The sequence below is a fragment of the Pseudomonas sp. FFPRI_1 genome (assembly GCF_055384485.1).
The window spans coordinates 2,608,225-2,626,226 of record NZ_AP029168.1 but is presented as its reverse complement, the minus strand read 5'-3'; the positions used below and the strand labels follow the sequence as shown (position 1 = coordinate 2,626,226).

At 58.7% G+C, this 18,002-nt stretch carries 23 protein-coding genes; 7 read left to right on the top strand and 16 right to left on the bottom strand.

Features of this window, described 5'->3' with window-relative positions; all coding sequences use genetic code 11:
* Position 1: 1 nt before the first annotated feature.
* From pheS to thrS, 5 genes are all read right to left on the bottom strand, one after another.
* The gene (gene pheS / locus ACZ5BO_RS11980; RefSeq protein WP_025130149.1) at positions 2-1,018 is read right to left on the bottom strand and encodes a phenylalanine--tRNA ligase subunit alpha; all 1,017 of its coding nucleotides are present in this window, start codon (positions 1,016-1,018) and stop codon (positions 2-4) included.
* A gap of 109 nt (positions 1,019-1,127) precedes the next feature.
* Entirely contained in the window at positions 1,128-1,484 is a 357-nt protein-coding gene (rplT, locus tag ACZ5BO_RS11975) for a 50S ribosomal protein L20 (protein ID WP_081818697.1), read from the bottom strand.
* 30 nt (positions 1,485-1,514) lie between these two features.
* A complete protein-coding gene (gene rpmI / locus ACZ5BO_RS11970) occupies positions 1,515-1,709 on the bottom strand; it encodes a 50S ribosomal protein L35 (protein WP_002553160.1) in 195 nt (64 codons plus the stop codon).
* A 60-nt stretch (positions 1,710-1,769) separates the two neighbouring features.
* On the bottom strand, positions 1,770-2,321 hold the full coding sequence (infC, locus tag ACZ5BO_RS11965; protein WP_169893379.1) for a translation initiation factor IF-3: 552 nt from the start codon (positions 2,319-2,321) through the stop codon (positions 1,770-1,772).
* Positions 2,321-4,243: a threonine--tRNA ligase gene (gene thrS, locus ACZ5BO_RS11960; protein WP_025130150.1), complete on the bottom strand. Its 1,923-nt coding sequence runs from the start codon at positions 4,241-4,243 to the stop codon at positions 2,321-2,323. The genes infC and thrS overlap by 1 nt, the downstream gene beginning before the upstream one ends.
* A 386-nt stretch (positions 4,244-4,629) precedes the next feature.
* Between thrS and ACZ5BO_RS11955 the strand changes: the two genes are divergently transcribed.
* Complete coding sequence (locus ACZ5BO_RS11955) at positions 4,630-4,929, top strand: hypothetical protein (protein WP_025130151.1); 300 nt, start codon at positions 4,630-4,632, stop codon at positions 4,927-4,929.
* A 292-nt stretch (positions 4,930-5,221) separates the two neighbouring features.
* Complete coding sequence (locus tag ACZ5BO_RS11950) at positions 5,222-5,434, top strand: cold-shock protein (protein WP_003179963.1); 213 nt, start codon at positions 5,222-5,224, stop codon at positions 5,432-5,434.
* Positions 5,435-5,505: 71 nt separating this feature from the next.
* On the opposite strand, the gene ACZ5BO_RS11945 is transcribed toward ACZ5BO_RS11950, so the two are convergent.
* A complete protein-coding gene (locus ACZ5BO_RS11945) occupies positions 5,506-5,817 on the bottom strand; it encodes an I78 family peptidase inhibitor (protein ID WP_025130152.1) in 312 nt (103 codons plus the stop codon).
* Between the two features lie 162 nt (positions 5,818-5,979).
* Positions 5,980-6,285, bottom strand: coding sequence for a hypothetical protein (locus ACZ5BO_RS11940; RefSeq protein WP_025130153.1), 306 nt, complete (start codon positions 6,283-6,285; stop codon positions 5,980-5,982).
* A 163-nt stretch (positions 6,286-6,448) separates the two neighbouring features.
* Between ACZ5BO_RS11940 and ACZ5BO_RS11935 the strand changes: the two genes are divergently transcribed.
* Complete coding sequence (locus ACZ5BO_RS11935) at positions 6,449-6,661, top strand: hypothetical protein (RefSeq protein ID WP_025130154.1); 213 nt, start codon at positions 6,449-6,451, stop codon at positions 6,659-6,661.
* A gap of 33 nt (positions 6,662-6,694) precedes the next feature.
* Here the strand turns inward: ACZ5BO_RS11935 and ACZ5BO_RS11930 are convergent, their stop codons facing one another.
* The 8 genes from ACZ5BO_RS11930 to ACZ5BO_RS11895 form a co-directional block, all read right to left on the bottom strand.
* On the bottom strand, positions 6,695-7,723 hold the full coding sequence (locus tag ACZ5BO_RS11930) for a nucleoside hydrolase (protein ID WP_464699886.1): 1,029 nt from the start codon (positions 7,721-7,723) through the stop codon (positions 6,695-6,697).
* Between the two features lie 42 nt (positions 7,724-7,765).
* The gene (gene rbsD / locus ACZ5BO_RS11925; protein WP_464699884.1) at positions 7,766-8,170 is read right to left on the bottom strand and encodes a D-ribose pyranase; all 405 of its coding nucleotides are present in this window, start codon (positions 8,168-8,170) and stop codon (positions 7,766-7,768) included.
* Positions 8,167-9,084 (bottom strand): ribokinase, encoded by a 918-nt coding sequence (gene rbsK / locus ACZ5BO_RS11920; RefSeq protein WP_464699882.1) that lies wholly within the window; start codon positions 9,082-9,084, stop codon positions 8,167-8,169. Before rbsK ends, rbsD begins: the two co-directional genes overlap by 4 nt.
* 23 nt (positions 9,085-9,107) lie before the next feature.
* Entirely contained in the window at positions 9,108-10,127 is a 1,020-nt protein-coding gene (locus tag ACZ5BO_RS11915) for a LacI family DNA-binding transcriptional regulator (RefSeq protein ID WP_464699880.1), read from the bottom strand.
* Between the two features lie 3 nt (positions 10,128-10,130).
* Entirely contained in the window at positions 10,131-11,108 is a 978-nt protein-coding gene (locus ACZ5BO_RS11910; RefSeq protein WP_025130159.1) for an ABC transporter permease, read from the bottom strand.
* Complete coding sequence (locus tag ACZ5BO_RS11905) at positions 11,105-12,658, bottom strand: sugar ABC transporter ATP-binding protein (protein WP_464699878.1); 1,554 nt, start codon at positions 12,656-12,658, stop codon at positions 11,105-11,107. The genes ACZ5BO_RS11910 and ACZ5BO_RS11905 overlap by 4 nt, the downstream gene beginning before the upstream one ends.
* Positions 12,659-12,715: 57 nt before the next feature.
* A complete protein-coding gene (locus ACZ5BO_RS11900; RefSeq protein WP_025130161.1) occupies positions 12,716-13,672 on the bottom strand; it encodes a sugar ABC transporter substrate-binding protein in 957 nt (318 codons plus the stop codon).
* 282 nt (positions 13,673-13,954) lie between these two features.
* On the bottom strand, positions 13,955-14,404 hold the full coding sequence (locus ACZ5BO_RS11895) for a hypothetical protein (protein WP_464699876.1): 450 nt from the start codon (positions 14,402-14,404) through the stop codon (positions 13,955-13,957).
* 340 nt (positions 14,405-14,744) lie between these two features.
* Here ACZ5BO_RS11895 and ACZ5BO_RS11890 point away from each other — a divergent pair, with 340 nt between their 5' ends.
* From ACZ5BO_RS11890 to ACZ5BO_RS11880, 3 genes are all read left to right on the top strand, one after another.
* Positions 14,745-15,833: an asparaginase gene (locus tag ACZ5BO_RS11890; RefSeq protein ID WP_025130163.1), complete on the top strand. Its 1,089-nt coding sequence runs from the start codon at positions 14,745-14,747 to the stop codon at positions 15,831-15,833.
* A gap of 202 nt (positions 15,834-16,035) precedes the next feature.
* On the top strand, positions 16,036-16,305 hold the full coding sequence (locus ACZ5BO_RS11885) for a DUF1654 domain-containing protein (RefSeq protein ID WP_051586102.1): 270 nt from the start codon (positions 16,036-16,038) through the stop codon (positions 16,303-16,305).
* A gap of 4 nt (positions 16,306-16,309) precedes the next feature.
* Entirely contained in the window at positions 16,310-16,999 is a 690-nt protein-coding gene (locus ACZ5BO_RS11880) for an endonuclease (protein ID WP_025130165.1), read from the top strand.
* Between the two features lie 51 nt (positions 17,000-17,050).
* Here the strand turns inward: ACZ5BO_RS11880 and ACZ5BO_RS11875 are convergent, their stop codons facing one another.
* Positions 17,051-17,407 carry an SPOR domain-containing protein gene (locus ACZ5BO_RS11875; RefSeq protein ID WP_029978548.1) on the bottom strand — a complete coding sequence of 119 codons (357 nt, stop codon included), beginning with the start codon at positions 17,405-17,407 and terminating at the stop codon, positions 17,051-17,053.
* A gap of 264 nt (positions 17,408-17,671) precedes the next feature.
* On the opposite strand from ACZ5BO_RS11875, the gene csrA reads away from it, so the two are divergent.
* Positions 17,672-17,866, top strand: a complete 195-nt coding sequence (gene csrA, locus ACZ5BO_RS11870) for a carbon storage regulator CsrA (protein ID WP_007920550.1) — start codon at positions 17,672-17,674, stop codon at positions 17,864-17,866.
* The last annotated feature ends 136 nt before the right edge of the window (positions 17,867-18,002 follow it).

Below are 18,002 nucleotides of genomic sequence, written 5' to 3'. Positions count from 1 at the left end.
ACTAGCGAAATTGCGCGAGGAACCGCAAGTCGTTGTCGAAGAACAGGCGCAAGTCATTCACACCGTAACGCAGCATGGCCAGACGCTCGGCGCCCATGCCGAAGGCAAAGCCCTGGAATTCTTCCGGATCGATCCCGGACATACGCAGCACGTTCGGGTGAACCATGCCGCAACCCATGACTTCCAGCCAACCGGTCTGTTTGCAGACACGGCAGCCTTTACCGCTGCACATCACGCACTCCATGTCGACTTCAGCGGATGGCTCGGTGAACGGGAAGTACGAAGGGCGGAAACGCACGGCCAGTTCTTTTTCAAAGAACACCCGCAGGAATTCCTCGATGGTGCCTTTCAGGTCGGCGAAGTTGATGTCGCGATCAACCAGCAGGCCTTCGACCTGGTGGAACATCGGCGAGTGGGTGATATCCGAGTCGCTACGATACACACGGCCTGGGCAAACGATGCGGATCGGCGGCTGCTGCGACTCCATGGTGCGAACCTGTACCGGGGAGGTATGGGTGCGCAACAGCATGTTCGCATTGAAATAGAAGGTGTCATGCATCGACCGGGCCGGGTGATGGCCAGGGATGTTGAGCGCCTCGAAGTTGTGATAGTCGTCTTCGACCTCAGGGCCTTCGGCAATGCCGTAGCCGATACGGGTGAAGAACTGCTCGATACGTTCCAGGGTCCGCGTAATCGGGTGCAGACCGCCAGAGGTCTGGCCACGGCCCGGCAGGGTCACGTCAATGCATTCAGCGGCGAGCTTGGCGCTGAGTTCCGCCTCCTCGAAAGCCGCTTTACGGGCATTGAGAACCTCTGTCACACGCTCCTTGGCCACGTTGATCAGCGCACCGACTTGCGGACGCTCTTCGGCTGGCAGGTTGCCCAGGGTCTTCATCACCTGAGTCAGCTCGCCCTTCTTGCCAAGGAAGTGAACCCGGATCTGCTCCAGGGCATTGATGTCTTCAGCGTGTTGCACGGCCTCAAGTGCTTGAGAAACCAGCGCATCCAGGTTTTCCATGTACAGACTCCAGATACAAAATAGGGGAAGAGCTTGAAGGCTCTTCCCCTATTTATGACGTTTAACACCAGAGCCCACGGAAGTGAGCCCGGATGACTGTCGGGGGTACTTAAGCCAAGGTGGCTTTAGCTTTCTCGACAATCGCAGCAAACGCCGCTTTTTCGTTCACTGCCAGATCAGCCAGAACCTTACGGTCGATCTCGATGGACGCTTTTTTCAGGCCAGCGATCAGACGGCTGTAAGACAGACCGTTGATACGAGCACCAGCATTGATACGAGCGATCCACAGAGCGCGGAACTGACGCTTTTTCTGACGACGGTCACGGTAGGCGTATTGGCCTGCCTTGATTACCGCTTGCTTGGCAACACGGAATACGCGCGAGCGTGCACCGTAGTAGCCTTTAGCAAGTTTCAGAATTTTTTTGTGACGCTTACGGGCAATGACGCCACGCTTTACACGAGCCATGAGTTACTTCCTCTATTCTTGATCCAAAAATTAACGAAGGCGCAGCATGCGCTCGACTTTTGCCACGTCAGACGGATGCAGCAAGCTGCTACCGCGCAGTTGACGCTTACGCTTGGTCGACATTTTGGTCAGGATGTGGCTCTTGAAAGCGTGCTTGTGCTTGATACCGTTAGCAGTTTTCAGAAACCGCTTAGCAGCACCACTTTTGGTTTTCATCTTTGGCATGTTCGGATACTCCGCATTCAGTTGATAAACATAATCAGAAGGCCTGCCGTGCCCTATTGATTACTTCTTCTTTTTCGGGGCGATGACCATGATCAGCTGGCGTCCTTCCATCTTAGGATGCTGTTCGACCGAACCGTACTCTTGCAGGTCAGCTTCAACCCGCTTGAGGAGTTCCATCCCCAGCTCCTGGTGGGCCATCTCACGGCCGCGGAATCGCAAGGATACCTTGGCCCTGTCCCCATCACTCAGGAAACGTACCAGGTTGCGCAGTTTTACCTGGTAATCCCCTTCCTCCGTCCCTGGACGAAACTTGATTTCTTTAACCTGAATCTGCTTCTGGTTCTTCTTCGCCGCAGCAATCTGCTTCTTCTTCTCGAAGATCGACTTGCCGTAATCCATCACCCGGCAAACCGGCGGGACTGCGTCGGCGGAGATTTCCACCAGATCCAGCTTGGCTTCTTCAGCTATACGAAGCGCTTCATCAATCGAGACGATGCCAATCTGCTCGCCGTCAGCGCCAATTAACCGAACCTCGCGTGCCGAGATATTCTCGTTGATCGGGGCTTTCGGTGCAGCTCGTTTATCTTGTCTCATATCACGCTTAATAATAATTACTCCGAATCTTGGCGACCACGCCGGGAAACCGCTTGTGCGAGGAACGCCGAGAATTGGTCCACAGGCATCGAGCCCAGGTCTTCACCTTCACGGGTGCGCACAGCGACAGTCTGCATCTCGACCTCCCGATCTCCAATAACCAAGAGATAGGGAACCTTGAGCAAAGTATGCTCGCGGATTTTAAAGCCGATCTTTTCATTTCTCAAGTCGGACTTGGCACGAAATCCGCTTTGATTGAGTGTTTTTTCCACTTCAAGGGCAAAATCTGCCTGTTTATCAGTGATATTCATCACCACAGCCTGGGTCGGAGCCAGCCACGCAGGGAACGCGCCCTCGTAATGCTCGATCAGAATCCCGACGAAGCGCTCGAAGGATCCGAGGATCGCCCGGTGCAGCATCACCGGATGCTTGCGGCTGTTGTCTTCGGATACGTATTCGGCACCCAGACGAATCGGCAGGTTGAAGTCCAGCTGCAAGGTACCGCATTGCCAAACGCGGCCCAGGCAATCCTTCAGCGAGAATTCAATCTTCGGACCATAGAACGCGCCCTCACCCGGTTGCAGATCATACGGCAACCCTGCGCTGTCCAGAGCGGCAGCCAGCGCACTTTCCGCGCGATCCCACAGCTCATCGGAACCCACGCGTTTTTCAGGGCGAGTGGACAGCTTCATTTCGATGTCCTTGAAGCCGAAGTCGGCATAGACATCCATGGTCAGCTTGATGAACGCAGCGGACTCGGCCTGCATCTGGTCTTCAGTACAGAAGATGTGAGCATCGTCCTGAGTGAAGCCACGCACGCGCATGATGCCATGCAGCGCACCGGACGGCTCGTTACGGTGGCAGGCACCGAACTCGGCCAGACGCATCGGCAGCTCGCGGTAGCTCTTCAAGCCCTGATTGAACACTTGCACGTGGCACGGGCAGTTCATCGGCTTGATCGCGTAATCGCGGCTTTCCGACTCAGTGGTGAACATGTTTTCGGCATAGTTGGCCCAATGCCCGGATTTCTCCCAGAGACTGCGATCAACCACTTGCGGCGTCTTGATCTCCAGGTAACCGTTTTCACGCTGCACCTTGCGCATGTACTGCTCGAGCACCTGGTACAGGGTCCAGCCATTCGGGTGCCAGAACACCATGCCCGGTGCTTCTTCCTGGGTATGGAACAGGCCCAGGCGCTTGCCGATCTTGCGATGGTCACGCTTTTCAGCTTCTTCGATACGCTGGATATAGGCAGCGAGCTGCTTCTTATCCGCCCAGGCAGTACCGTAGATCCGCTGCAACTGCTCGTTCTTGGCATCACCGCGCCAGTAGGCGCCGGACAACTTGGTCAGCTTGAAGGACTTCAGGAAACGCGTGTTCGGCACGTGCGGACCGCGGCACATGTCGACATATTCTTCGTGGTAGTAAAGGCCCATGGCCTGCTCGTTCGGCATGTCTTCGACCAAACGCAGCTTGTAGTCCTCACCACGAGCCTTGAATACTTCGATCACTTCGGCGCGCGGCGTGACCTTCTTGATCACGTCGTAATCTTTCTCGATCAGCTGTTGCATGCGCTGCTCGATGGCGGCCATGTCTTCAGGCGTGAAAGGACGCTCGTAGGCGATGTCGTAATAGAAGCCTTCATCGATGACCGGGCCGATGACCATCCGGGCCGTCGGATACAGCTGCTTGACCGCATGCCCCACCAAGTGAGCGCATGAGTGGCGAATGATTTCCAGCCCCTCCTGGTCTTTTGGCGTGATGATTTGCAAGGTCGCATCGCCGTCGATCACATCGCAGGCGTCGACCAGCTTGCCATTGACCTTGCCGGCCAGAGTGGCCTTGGCCAGGCCGGCACCAATGGATGCAGCGACCTCTGCGACTGAAACCGCATGGTCGAATGAACGTTGACTGCCGTCGGGAAGAGTAATGGTGGGCATGGCGCCTCCTCTCCTAGTGGTGACCCCTACCAAAGGTCACGTGGGTTGGGATGAGCCAGTACGCGATTCAGTCCGGCCGTTCTATTCAGAACGCCTGCCTCACAGTGGCAAGAGCCTTACGGCCAACCGGGAAACCGAACCAGAGTGACTGGGGTTCACATCAAGAATTAATGAGGCATCGACCGCGTGGACAGAAAAACGCCCAGTGCTTGAAAACACCCAAGCCGGGCATGCTAGCACAGATAAATCGCAATCCGCGCGCAAGGCCTTTAGCTATGAGGAGCTTTCCGGTCTTTTAATGAAGAAAATGAACTTGGGATGTACGCCGGGCCTCAAATACCCGGAGAATCGTCGTCCTTGCTATCGACTTCAGGAGAACCCGACTCATGCGTCTGATCAAATCCCTTGCCCTTGCTGCACCACTTGCCCTACTGCTGCCCTTGAGCGCACACGCCGCCTGGCCAGCAGGAGCACGTGCCGACTATATGAAGGACTGCACCGCCGCTGCCAGCCAGAGCATCGACGCCAAAAGCGCCGAGAAACATTGCGCCTGCGGTGCAGAGAAACTGAATGAGAAATTCACCACCGAGGAAATCAAGGAACTGATGAGCAAGAGCAAGCAGCCGAGTGCAGAATTGAGAACCCGAGCACTGGATGCCATCGCTGCTTGCCGGGTAACCAAATAACCCGCCAATGCTCGAAACGGGCTGCGCCGAGGCTTGCCAGAGAGCCTGAAACGCGGTCTTTTTCACAATTTACGCAGCTTTTACGGGTTTTTTTATCTCCGCTTATTTTCGGCGAAACCCTTTTAAACCGGGGCCTTCAGCCGACCTAAGCGGCAAAACACAAGGATACACCGAGCAAACAGCTTCCAGAGGGGGCTCCCAAGCCGAACATTTCGACTATGATAGCTCGGTGTGCCCAGTTGGCCTGAGCAGCACAGCACTACTGAAAATATATGTTTCTTGGAGATACACCATGTCTAATCGCCAAACCGGCACCGTAAAATGGTTCAACGATGAAAAAGGCTTCGGCTTCATCACTCCTCAAGGTGGCGGTGACGACCTGTTCGTACACTTCAAAGCTATTGAAAGCGACGGTTTCAAAAGCCTGAAAGAAGGCCAGACCGTTTCCTTCGTGGCTGAGAAAGGCCAAAAGGGTATGCAAGCTGCACAAGTTCGCCCTGAGTAATTTCTCAGCGAGCTAAAAAAACCCCGTCCATGTGACGGGGTTTTTTATGGACGACTGAAAAGCCTCAACCTTCAACCACAATTGACCCGGGTTATCACCAGGGCGTCGTCAGTGTTGAGGTTCAGGCGGTCAGAACGGTATTCCAGGGTGATCATGTCGTTGGGCTTGAGGAACCTTGCATACTGCGCTCCAGCGCGAGTACGGGCCTGCTCGAGGAGCTCGGGAGAGGCCTTCTTGCCAATAGCGAATTCAGCGGCTGTTGCTTCACAACGCGTGTGCCCGGACTCCGAGGCCACAGGTGCCTTTGTCGACCCGTCGGTGCTGCACCCACTGAGGACAACGGCGGCCAACAAGGTTCCGAATGAAGCGAGCTTCCAAGGCATGAAGCCTCCTTTTCAAAATTAAGCAGAGATCGTGCGACAACCGATTCGGCCTTTGGTTTCAAAACAAAATGGCCATTTGCCCTATCGCTTGGGCAGCGGGCAAGTCTGCCTCAGCTACCGCCATACTTTCAGGGGACAATCGTCACTGAATATGAACAGCACTCAATAGATATCGATGTAATCGAACGCAGGCTTCGGCCAGTTCTGCTTGAGCGCGTTGAAGATCTGCATCACCCAGACCTCATCATTGGCTGCCACATTGCCCACATAACCGGATCCGGCGGCCCAGGTCTCCAGGCGAAACAGCAGCCCCTCGATCTCGACCCCACCCACCACTCCCGAAGAAATGTAGGCAATCCCGCTTTTGGTCACCCGCAATTGGGTATGCGCGTTATCGCTGGCCGAAGCCAGTAGCTGGCGCACCGCCTCCAGGGTCAGGGCATCGGGCTGGTTCAAATCGATTTGCACACCGGCTTCCTTGATCACAGGAAAAATGCAAGTGTCGCATAGCCCCGAGCCTGATGCCTAAGTCGGAGTGCCAAACGCCCGGCAACATGGTTAACTCTGCGCGGTAGCAAGCATCGCCCAGGATTTCCCTGACGCCCGCCTTATCCGAATTCGTGAGACTGTCATGGCCACCGTGAGTATCGACGCCGACATCAAAGCCAAATGGCCCCAGGGCCAGTGTTCCTACAGCCCGGGGAGCGCAGAGGAGTTGGCGATCATTGGCATAGACCTGCTGGTCAAGGAACTGGGGACTCAGTCTGCCCTGGCGTTTATCGAGCAGGTATTCGAGAAATACCCCGCCGATCACCTGGGCGCACAAGCCCCGGAACGGGAATAGAACCCCGCAGGCAGGCGCCTGCGGGGGCACTGTTTACTTCAAACGCGCCAGGCGCTCGGTGAGCAGGTCAAAGAAACCCTGAGCATCGCCGTTCTCGACCCAGAATACGTTCTTTTCCTGCTTCAAGCCGTCATACCAGTCGACAATGGTCTGGCCAAAAGTAGGCCCTTCACGACTGTCGATTACCATATTGGCCTGACGCCCGCTGAACAGCTCGGGCTTGAGCAGGTAGGCGATCACGGTCGCATCGTGCACTGGGCCGCCAGGAATGCCATAGTGCTCCATGTCGCCCTTGACGTATTCATTGAGAATATCGCCCACCACTTTGCTGGCGTTATTGTTCAACGCGGCAATCTTCTTCAGGCGCGCCTCGCTGGTCAGCACCTTGTGGGTCACGTCCAGCGGTAGGTAGGTCAACTTGACCCCGCTCTTGAGTACCACCTTCGCCGCCTGAGGGTCGGCGAACAGGTTGAACTCGGCCACCGGGGTGATATTGCCGCCGTTGAAATGCGCACCACCCATGACCACCACTTCCTTGATGCCCTGGGTAATGTCCGGCGCCTGGATCAGCGCCAGTGCCAGGTTGGTCTGCGGACCGAGCATGGCGATGGTGATGCTGTGGGGCTTGGCTGCGCGCAACGTGTCGATCAGGTAGTTGATCGCGCTGCCCTGGGCCAGTGGCGCCTTGGGCTCATGCACGGTCACACCGGAAATGCCTTCCTTGCCGTGGATGTTCTCGGCATAGATCGGCGCACGCAGCAGCGGTTTTGGCGCCCCGGCATAGACCGGCACTTCTTCGCGCCCAGCCCATTCACGCGCCAACCGAGCGTTGCGCGATGTCTTGTCCAGGCGCACGTTGCCTGCCACGGTGGTCAAGGCCCGGATCTGCAACTCCTCGGGCGAGGCCAGGGCAAACAGCAGGGCCACCACATCATCGGCCCCCGGATCGGTGTCGATGATCAGATCGATTTTTTCCGCCGCCTGAGCGCCGGTAGCAGTGAGCAGAGACAAGAGCAACAGACTCCGAAACCAGTGATGAAACAGCTGAGCATAGCGGCGCATGGCGCACTCCTTGTGCAAGTTAAGGAAAAGCCTGAAAGCGGCCTAGAAGGTCACCCCGGCAATCAGGGCGATGTTGCAATACGGCTGGCACTCTCCCGTGCGAATCACTGCACGGGCCTGTCGAGTGAGCACCTTGAAATCCTCGTGGCTCAAAAGCTGGCGTTGACCCAGCTCAGCGCTGGCGGTCAAGGCTTCAAGGGCTGGCAGTGGTGTCGGTTGCTTGAGCAGAATCTCTTCGGCCAGCACATGGCGCTCCACCTGCATCTCGCTGAGCAGCACCTTGAGGGTGCCGAGAAAATCGGGAACGCCATGGGTCAGCGCCAGATCGATCAACTCGACACCGGGTGGCACCGGCAGGCCGGCATCGCCGATCACCACGATATCGCCGTGCCCCAGGGAGGCCACCAAGCGTGACAGGGCAATGTTGAGCAAGGGTGTTTTCTTCATGAGGGGACAAACGCCTGAACGTCGGATAACGAGGGAATGGAAGGCTGCGCACCAGCGCGCGTCACTGAGAGGGCGGCGGCGATCTGGCCAAAGCGAATGGCCTCAGCCTCGCTCCTGCCGTTCGCCAGGGCCGCGGCAAAACCTCCAACGAAGGTATCCCCGGCCGCCGTGGTATCGATCGCCCTGACCTTGGGCGCCGGAAAGTGCTCGAAACTGCTGCCATTGGCAAACAATGAGCCTTGCGCACCCAGCGTGACGATGACCTTGCCGGCACCCGCCGCGATCAAGCGCCCGGCCGCCGCTTCGGCGCTCGCCAGGGAATCCACCGGCAATCCGCTGAGGGCCGATGCTTCGCTCTCGTTGGGAATCAGGTAGTCAATCGAGCTATACCACTCGACGGGCAGCGGGCCGCTGGCGGGCGCCGGGTTGAGAATCACCGTCTTGCCCAGTTCACGCCCGCGCTTGAGGGTGTAGCCCACCGTTGCCAGTGGTACTTCAAGCTGGCAGATGATCACCTCGGCCTGCTGCAACACTGGATCAAAAGCCGCGACCGTCTCGGGAGCGAGCCGGCCATTGCCACCGGCGACGATGACGATTGCATTCTGACTGCTGTCATCCACCACGATCAGGGCCACGCCACTGGAACCCTCGACCACGCTCACCGCCTGGCAATCGATCTGTTCGGCGAGCAAGGCATCGCGCAATTGCCCGCCATAGGCGTCATCGCCGACACAACCGATCATAGACACTTGCGCCCCCAGGCGCGCCGCCGCCACCGCCTGGTTGGCCCCCTTGCCGCCGGATACGGTGGCGAAAGACTTGCCGAGCAGCGTCTCTCCCCCTCGAGGCAAGCGCTCGGCCCGAGTCACCAGGTCCATGTTGAGGCTACCCACTACCACTACTTTTGCTGGCATACATCATTACTCATCAATTCGGTTCAGCGGTATTCGGCAAAGGCGCCACTGAGCGGCGCTGTCGATTCCCGCAGGACAATATTCGGCGTGACGATTCGCTGGTCGACCGGCAGATCTCGGCTAGCGATCCGCCGCAACAACAACTCCGCCGCGGTCTCCCCCAACTGCAGGATCGACTGGCCAACCGTGGTCAGTGCCGGGAAGACATAACGGCTCATGAGAATATCGTCGAACCCGATCACTGAAAGTTCGCCGGGCACGCGAATATTGCGTTCCGCCGCTGCCCGCAATACACCGATGCCCATCATGTCGTTCGCGGCGAAAATCGCGCTCGGCGGATCCCGTTCCAGCAACTGCGCCGCCGCACGGTAACCGCCGGTACTGCTGAAATCGCTCTCCAGGATGCGCCCCGCAGGCACCTCGACCCCCGCCTCTTGCAGCGCCTGGTGAAACCCGGCCAGACGCATCTGCGCCACACTGGTGTTGGCCGGGCCACCAATACAGGCAATGTCCCGATGCCCCAGCTCAAGCAAGTGCCGGGTGGCCAGATAGGCGCCATGGTGGTGATCGATACGCACCAGGTCCGCATCCACCCCTTCCAGCCCACGGTCGACAATCACCATTGGCGTGCGCACACCGGCCAACCCCTGGGCCAGGCCGCTGTCTCCACCGGCAGAGGTCACGATCAGGCCGTCGATGCGCTTTTCCAGCAACACCCGCAGGTAGTTGCGCTGCTTCTGCGGATTATCGTCGGAATTGCAGAGGATCACGCAGTAGCCGTTGCGCTCGCAGTAATCCTCAATTCCTCGGGCCAGCTCGGCAAAGTACGGGTTGAGGCTGTTGGGCACCAGCAAGCCGATGGTCGCCGTGGTCTTGGCCTTCAACGAACGCGCCACCGCGCTGGGCACATAGTCCAGTTGCTGGATCGCCGCCTCGACCTTGACCCGCACCTCTTCACTGACCGGACGCGTCTTGTTCAGCACATGGGACACCGTGGTGTAGGAAATCCCCGCCAGCGCCGCCACATCCTTGATTGTTGCCATGAATCAAACCCGCCGATTGGCGCGCTGGCTGCGATAGGTGTCCAGCACCACGGCAATCACGATGACTGCACCGGTGATGATGCGCTTGGTCGGCTCCGTTGCACCGATTTGCGCAAGGCCTGCAGCCAGCACGGAAATAATCAAGACGCCGAAGAAGGTACTGATCACCGAACCACGTCCGCCCATCAGGCTGGTGCCGCCGATCACCACCGCGGCGATGACCTGCAGCTCCAGACCGGAGCCCGCATTCGGGTCTGCCGCTTCCAGGCGAGAAATTTGAAACAGCGCAGCAATGCCTGCCAGCAGCCCCATCAGGCTGAACACCAGGATCTTGTAGGGCTTGGGATTGATCCCCGCCAGGCGCACCGCCTCTTCGTTGGTTCCGATGCCGATCAGATAGCGGCCGAACACGGTGCGGGTCAGCACCGCCTGAGCCAGGAAGATAATCAGCAGGGCAATGATAAACGACGGTGAAATGCCAAAGGCAATTGGATTCGACAACCAGGCAAAGGCATCCCCGATATAGGCCGTGCGCGAGCCGGTCATCTGGTAGGCGACGCCACGGGCCATTTCCAGCACGCCCAGGGAAACGATGAACGACGGAATACGCCAGGCCACAGTGATCGAACCGGTGATGGTTCCGGCCAGCGCCGCGCAAGCCATGCCCAACAGCGCCGCGGGCACCACGCTCCAACCCCAGCCGAGGATCGCCACACTGACCGCCGAGGCGGCCAGGGCCAGTACCGAGCCCACCGACAGATCGATGCCACCGATGATCAGGACGAAAGTCATGCCCACTGCCAGCACCATCAGGTCGGGAATCTGGTTGGCCAGGGTACTGAAGGTGTCATAGGAGAGAAAATGGCTACTAAGCAGGGAGAACAGCACGATCATCGCCAACAGCGCGCCGGCCAATCCCAGGTATGTGCCAAGGCCGTAGTAATGGCCGCCGCGCTTGGCGCTCGCAGGTGCAGTTTTCATGAGGCATTCCTAGGCGCCGCTTCATTGAGCAGCGCATCTCGTTTTTGATAGCCGGCAAATGCGGCAGCCAGTAACTCGTCCTGGGTCCAGCTGTCGCGCTCGAAGGTCTCGATCAATTGCCCAGCGGAAAGCACCCCGATGCGATCGCAGATCAGCATCAGCTCTCGCAGGTCGCTGGACACCACCACCAACGCCTTGCCCTGGCGAGTCAGCTCGCCCAACAGGCCATAGATGTCGAACTTGGCACCGACATCGATGCCACGGGTCGGCTCGTCGAACAACAACACCGAACAGTCGCGCTCCAGCCAGCGGCCGATCACCACTTTCTGCTGATTGCCACCGGACAGCTCGGACACCAGTTGCGCCGGGCTGGAACTGCGAATGCGCATGGCGTCGATCTGGCGCTGGGCCAATTGCCCTTCATCCTGGGGCCTGACCAGACCACCGCTGGAGATCGCCGGCATGTTGCCCAGGGCGATATTGGCGCTGATGGACTGCGTGAGCAGCAGCCCCTCGCCCTTGCGGTCCTCGGTGATCAACGCAATACCATTGGCGACGGCGTCGACTGGAGAACGAATGCTCACCGGTCGCGCCGGCGTACCCAGGGCAATGCTGCCGCTGTCGGCAACATCAGCCCCGAAGATCAGCCGCAGAAGCTCGGTGCGCCCTGCCCCGATCAGCCCGGAAATCCCGAAGATCTCACCGCTGCGCACCTCCAAGGACACATTGCGAACCTTGTCCGAGCGACTGAGATTGCTGACAGTCAACGCCGGGGCACCGATATTGCGCTCGCCCAAGTCGATGTGTTCGCCCAGCTCGCGGCCCACCATCAGGTTCACCAGCTGCTCGCTGTTGTAGTTGGCCATGGGCTCGACGCAGACCAGACAGCCGTCGCGCAGCACGGCAATGCGCTGGGCCACCCGGGCCAGCTCTTCCAGCCGATGGGAGATGTAGATGATCGACACACCACGGGCCTGCAGGCGAGTGATCTGCTCGAAGAGCATTTCCACCTCGCGGGAAGTGAGCATGGCGGTTGGCTCGTCGAGAATCAGCACGTGGCAATCGCCGATCAGGTTGCGGGCGATCTCCACCATCTGCTGGTGCCCAATGCCCAGTTCGCCCACCGGGGTGTCGGGGTCGATGGCATCCAGGCCGACCTGCGCCATGGCCTCGATCGCCGCCTTGCGCAGTTGCTTGCGACTGATCCAGCCGCCCGTGCTGGGTAGGTTGTCAAGGAACAGGTTCTCGGCCACTGACAGTGTCGGCAGCAGGTTGAGCTCCTGCATCACCATGCGGATACCGGACTCCTCGGCCTGGGTCCGACTGCCCGGACGGTAGTCCTGGCCATTGAACTGCATGTGGCCAGTGGTGGGGCTGACCAGGCCACCGATGATCTTCGACAAGGTGCTCTTGCCGGCGCCGTTCTCACCGGTCAGCGCCAGCACTTCCCCGCGCATCAGCGTCAGGTCGATGCCGGTCAATACCGGTTGCACATAGGTTTTGCCGATGCCGCTGACCGAGAGGACAGCGTTCGCAGCGGAAACTGACATAGGAAAATCTCCATGCGCCCGCCCGGTCGGGCGAGCGCCGTTGTACCGCTGGAAAGACTACTGGGTGACCAGCTCAACCGGAGTTTCGATCACGCCATTGGTGCCGCTGTCGACCTTCTCGCCCTTGAGGATCTTCAGTGCCGTCTCGATGCCAAACACCGCTTGCTTGGCAGCGAACTGGTCGGCGGTAGCCAGGACCCGGCCATCCTTGAGCATCGGCTTGATGGCATTGATGTTGTCGTAGCCCACAACCTGCACCTTGCCAGCCTTGCCAGCAGCACGCACGGCGGAAACCGCGCCCACGGCCATGCTGTCGTTGCCGGCCAGCAGCGCCTTGAGGTTCGGGTACTCACTGAGCATGGCCGCGGCCACACGGTTGCCCGCGTCGATTTCCCAGTCGCCGGACTGCAGTGAAACCACCTTGATCTGCGCGGCCTCCATGGCATCCTTGAAGCCGGCGGTGCGCTGCTGCGCATTGGTGGTGGTGGAGACTCCTTCAATGATCCCCACCTCGTCGCCGGCCTTCAGCTGCTTGGCCAGGTATTCGCCCACCAGACGCGCGCCCTTGCGGTTGTCCGGCCCCACGAAAGGCACGCTGATGTTCTTGCTTTTCAACACGCCGGGGTCGAGCTGGTTATCGATGTTGATGACCGTGATCCCGGCGTCTACCGCCTTCTTGATCACCGGCACCATGGCTTTGGAGTCAGCCGGGGCAATCACCAGGGCGTTGACCTTGGAGACGATCATCTGCTCGACGATACGGATCTGGTTGGCGGTATCGGTTTCATCCTTGATGCCGTTGGACACCAGGTCGAAATCGGCGGAATGGTCTTTCTGATACGCCTTGGCACCATCTTCCATGGTCAGGAAGAATTCGTTGGCCAGGGACTTCATGACCAGGGCGACCTTGGGCTTTTGCGCCGTGTCGGCATGGGCCGAAGAGAGAGGAAGGGCAGCGGATGCGGCGGCCAGGACAGCAACAGCGAGCAGACGTCCAGCGAAGGGCAGCTTCATGAATTCACTCCGATCTTATGATTATTGTGAGCAGCGTTCGCACGGCAGGGTGAGCAGGCCGTCACCAGCATGGATGAGAGGCCGCTGCCGCACCTTGGAAAGATAGACGATTGTCGTTATCCAAAGACCGCGCAAACGTTTGCGTAAAACGAACTATGCGAACCTCGCCAGAGTTTGTCAACGCCGATCAGAGTCTGGAAATAGAACAACGACAGGGGGCAAAACCCGGCTGTACGAGAAGAGGAAACTGTCCGTAGCGCAGTGTCGAACAGGTTCTGAGGGTCATGCGGTGGTGTTGACCAGACCACCGGAGGAGGAGTCCTTGGCCAGCTCCCGAACCAGATTGCCCGATACCTCTGCCAGGGCACCGTTGGTTTGGGCGATCTGCCCTTGAAGCCCCATGACCACGGTCTGCTTGGCTTCAGGGGTCGGATAGTCGGCGGCCTGGGCGGCAGCCAGTTGCTGTTGCTGCTGCTTGAGCTGCTCCTGCAACTCTTGCATGCGCTTGAGCAGTATCTTGACGACGATACTCTGATTATCTCCACCCGAGTCTGCGGCTTCGGACTTTTCGGCCTGCTTGCTGGAGCCAACCCGGAGGGGGCCCGACTCATCAGTGCCCAGCGCCGTGGACGCCTCCTCGGCAGTGGCGTTACTCAATGCATCAATGGTCGCCGGCGACTTGCCATTGATCAAAATCGCTCCTGCGCCAGGAAATCCGACCGACAGAGACATATGAACTCCTGAAAAAAAGATCCTGTCGGGTCATCGACCATCTCGCGACATTCTTTAATGACGCCCACCTGCCCCCTTGCGCCGAACCACTGACGGGGATTTTCGGATTGCCGAACGCCCACCCGCAAAACGTTCGGAAACCCGGACGCACACCACTTCATTGCCGCTAAAAAATACAAATAAAATTGATATAAATCAGTAACTTAAAATACTTATCAGGCCAAGGTAGCGCTGGTACAGATCCTGCTCAATCCTCGCTGCCCCGCCGCATCCAGATCTGCAGCCGGGGTGTTTCTAGATGAACCTGCATCAGCACCGTCTCACTACTAGAGAGAAAATAATGAAATCTGCCTTCAAAACTTTCGTCCCGGGCGCTTTGGCCCTCCTTCTGCTTCTGCCTGCGGCAGCACACGCCAAAGAAGCTGAAACTCAACAGAAACTCGCTAACGTCGTAGTGCTCGCCACCGGCGGCACCATTGCCGGCGCCGGCGCCAGTGCGGCCAACAGCGCGACCTATCAAGCGGCCAAGGTCGGCATCGAACAACTGATCGCCGGCATCCCCGAGCTGAACCAACTGGCCAACGTGCGTGGCGAGCAGGTCATGCAGATTGCCTCGGAAAGCATCACCAACGAAAACCTGCTGCAATTGGGTCGTCGCGTTGCCGAACTGGCCGACAGCAAGGACGTCGATGGCATTGTCATCACCCACGGCACCGACACCCTGGAAGAAACCGCCTACTTCCTCAACCTGGTGGAAAAGACCGACAAGCCCATCGTAGTGGTCGGCTCCATGCGCCCAGGCACCGCCATGTCGGCTGACGGCATGCTCAACCTGTACAACGCCGTGGCCGTGGCTGGCAGCAAGAACGCCCGCGGCAAAGGCGTGCTGGTGACCATGAACGACGAGATCCAGTCCGGCCGCGATGTAAGCAAGATGATCAACATCAAGACCGAAGCCTTCAAGAGCCCCTGGGGCCCGCTGGGCATGGTGGTGGAAGGCAAATCCTACTGGTTCCGCCTGCCAGCCAAGCGCCACACCATGGATTCGGAATTCGACATCAAGAACATCAAGAGCCTGCCTGACGTAGAAATCGCCTACGGCTACGGCAATGTCGATGACACCGCCTACAAGGCCCTGGCTCAAGCCGGCGCCAAGGCCATCATCCACGCCGGCACCGGCAACGGCTCGGTGTCCTCTCGCGTAGTGCCGGCCCTGCAGGAACTGCGCAAGAACGGCGTACAGATCATTCGCTCTTCCCACGTCAACGCCGGCGGTTTCGTCCTGCGCAACGCCGAGCAGCCTGACGACAAGAACGACTGGGTCGTAGCACACGACCTGAACCCGCAAAAAGCCCGCATCCTGGCCATGGTCGCTCTGACCAAGACCCAGGACAGCAAAGAACTGCAGCGCATGTTCTGGGAATACTGATGGACCCCGCTCGACCGGATCCGGTCGGGCACGCTCCAGACCACTCGCCCGCCCGGGCGGGTGGCTCCAGCCCCCCATGCCGGAGTCCGGCATCCCTCCCGTAAAAATATCTGCGTGTGCAGCGAGATAAATGCACAAAGTGTTGTCAGAGGAACTTCTTGAATTATAAGCAGTTGCGAAATGTCCTACAGTTAAATACTGTATGCACGTACAGCTTATTAAGGATTGTTCCGTGGCCACGACTCAAACACCCCTCAGCTCCTACGAACGCCTGGGTGTGCGCATCCAGAAAATCATCAACGCCCCCACCGCACAGAAAGCCAAGGCCGCGCTGATCTTTCGCCTTGCCGATGAGCCTCAGGACGAGTGGGAACGCCTGCTGGAGGAAATCGCCGAGAACGACAACGTCACCCTCGCCTATCGCGATGACGGCGGCGTACAGATTTTCTGGGTCGTGCCGAAGGAAGATTGAGTCAATGAGTGTTCGCTGTTTTGCCTTGCTGTTGCTGTTTCTTACTTTCACCGCCCAGGCCGATGCGCCCCGCACCTTCAGCGAAGCCAAAAAGGTCGCCTGGAAACTCTATGCCCCTCAATCCACCGAGTTCTATTGCGGCTGCAAGTACAGTGGCAACCGGGTCAACCTGGCGGCCTGCGGCTACGTTCCGCGCAAGAACGCCAAACGTGCGCAACGCATCGAATGGGAGCACATAGTGCCGGCTTGGCAGATTGGCCATCAGCGTCAGTGCTGGCAGCAAGGCGGTCGCAAGAACTGCACCCGCAGCGATTCGGTCTATCAGCGTGCCGAAGCCGACCTGCACAATCTGGTGCCGAGCATTGGCGAAGTGAACGGCGACCGCAGCAACTTCAGCTTCGGCTGGCTGCCAGAGCAATCGGGACAGTACGGCTCATGCCTGACTCAAGTGGACTTCAAGTCCAAGAAGGTCATGCCCCGCCCTTCGATCCGCGGCATGATCGCTCGCACTTACTTCTACATGAGCAAGCAGTACGGCCTGCGCCTGTCCAAACAGGATCGGCAGCTCTTCGAGGCCTGGAACAAGACCTACCCAGTGCAGGACTGGGAGCGCCAGCGCAACCAGACCGTAGCCTGCGTGATGGGGCGCGGTAACGAGTTCGTCGGCGCGGTCAACCTCAAGGCTTGTGGCTGACCGGGAGACGCCCGCCGGGAGCGGGCACTATTGGACGTTGCGTGAACAGGCTTACTGCGCAGCCCGGTGCTCGATCACCGTCGCCTCGATATCGCGCTTTTTAGCCTTGGCCAGCTTCTCGACGATTTCCCCCTGCTTCGCCTCGGCCTCGGCCTGGGTCGCGAATGGCCCGACCAGGACTCGCCGCTTGCCCTCCACGGTATCCACGCTGGACATGATCCCGTGCTCGATCAGCCACCCGGTCAGGTCACTCACCGCCAAGGGCAGCTCGCTACCCACCAGCACATCCCACTGCGGTGCGGTGGAGGCTTCGGCCGGCTGAACCTGTACCGCTGCGGCAGCACTCTTGTTCGCTTCGACGCGCTTGCCTTCGCCACAACCGGCCAACACCAATACCGCCATCATCATCGCTACTGTGCGCACAACCTACCCCTAGAAAGTCTGAGGCGCCGATTTTAGCACTCAAGACACAAGAGCCCCTGTCACAAAATCAGGCCGAAACAGGAAGATTGATATTTATTGCCTCTGTATAGTTGCGCCTTGGGAATTAATAGATCGTCTGCGCGTCAGAAAGATGCACCCACTCAGTGGAACTTCGCACTAATCTATACCTAAGACCGACCTCTGCACTGTTTGAATCTGGTGCCCTACAAAGCTATCAAGGAGAAGATCATGCTGATACTCACCCGCAAAGTCGGTGAAAGCATAAACATCGGTGACGACATTACGATCACCATTCTCGGCGTCAGTGGCCAACAGGTCCGTATCGGGATCAACGCGCCAAAAGACGTTGCGGTACACCGTGAAGAAATCTATCAACGCATTCAGGCAGGACTTACAGCTCCGGACAAACGCGAGACTCCTTGAACAGCATGCGCCCCAGCCCTTTGCCCAGGCACAATGGCTGGCGCAACGCGCGTCTTGCTTGCCTTGAGCTTTGCCCCGCAGAAAGCCCGCATGCCCCGACCGGACTGCGGCCACAGCCGATTCCCAGCCACTGGAT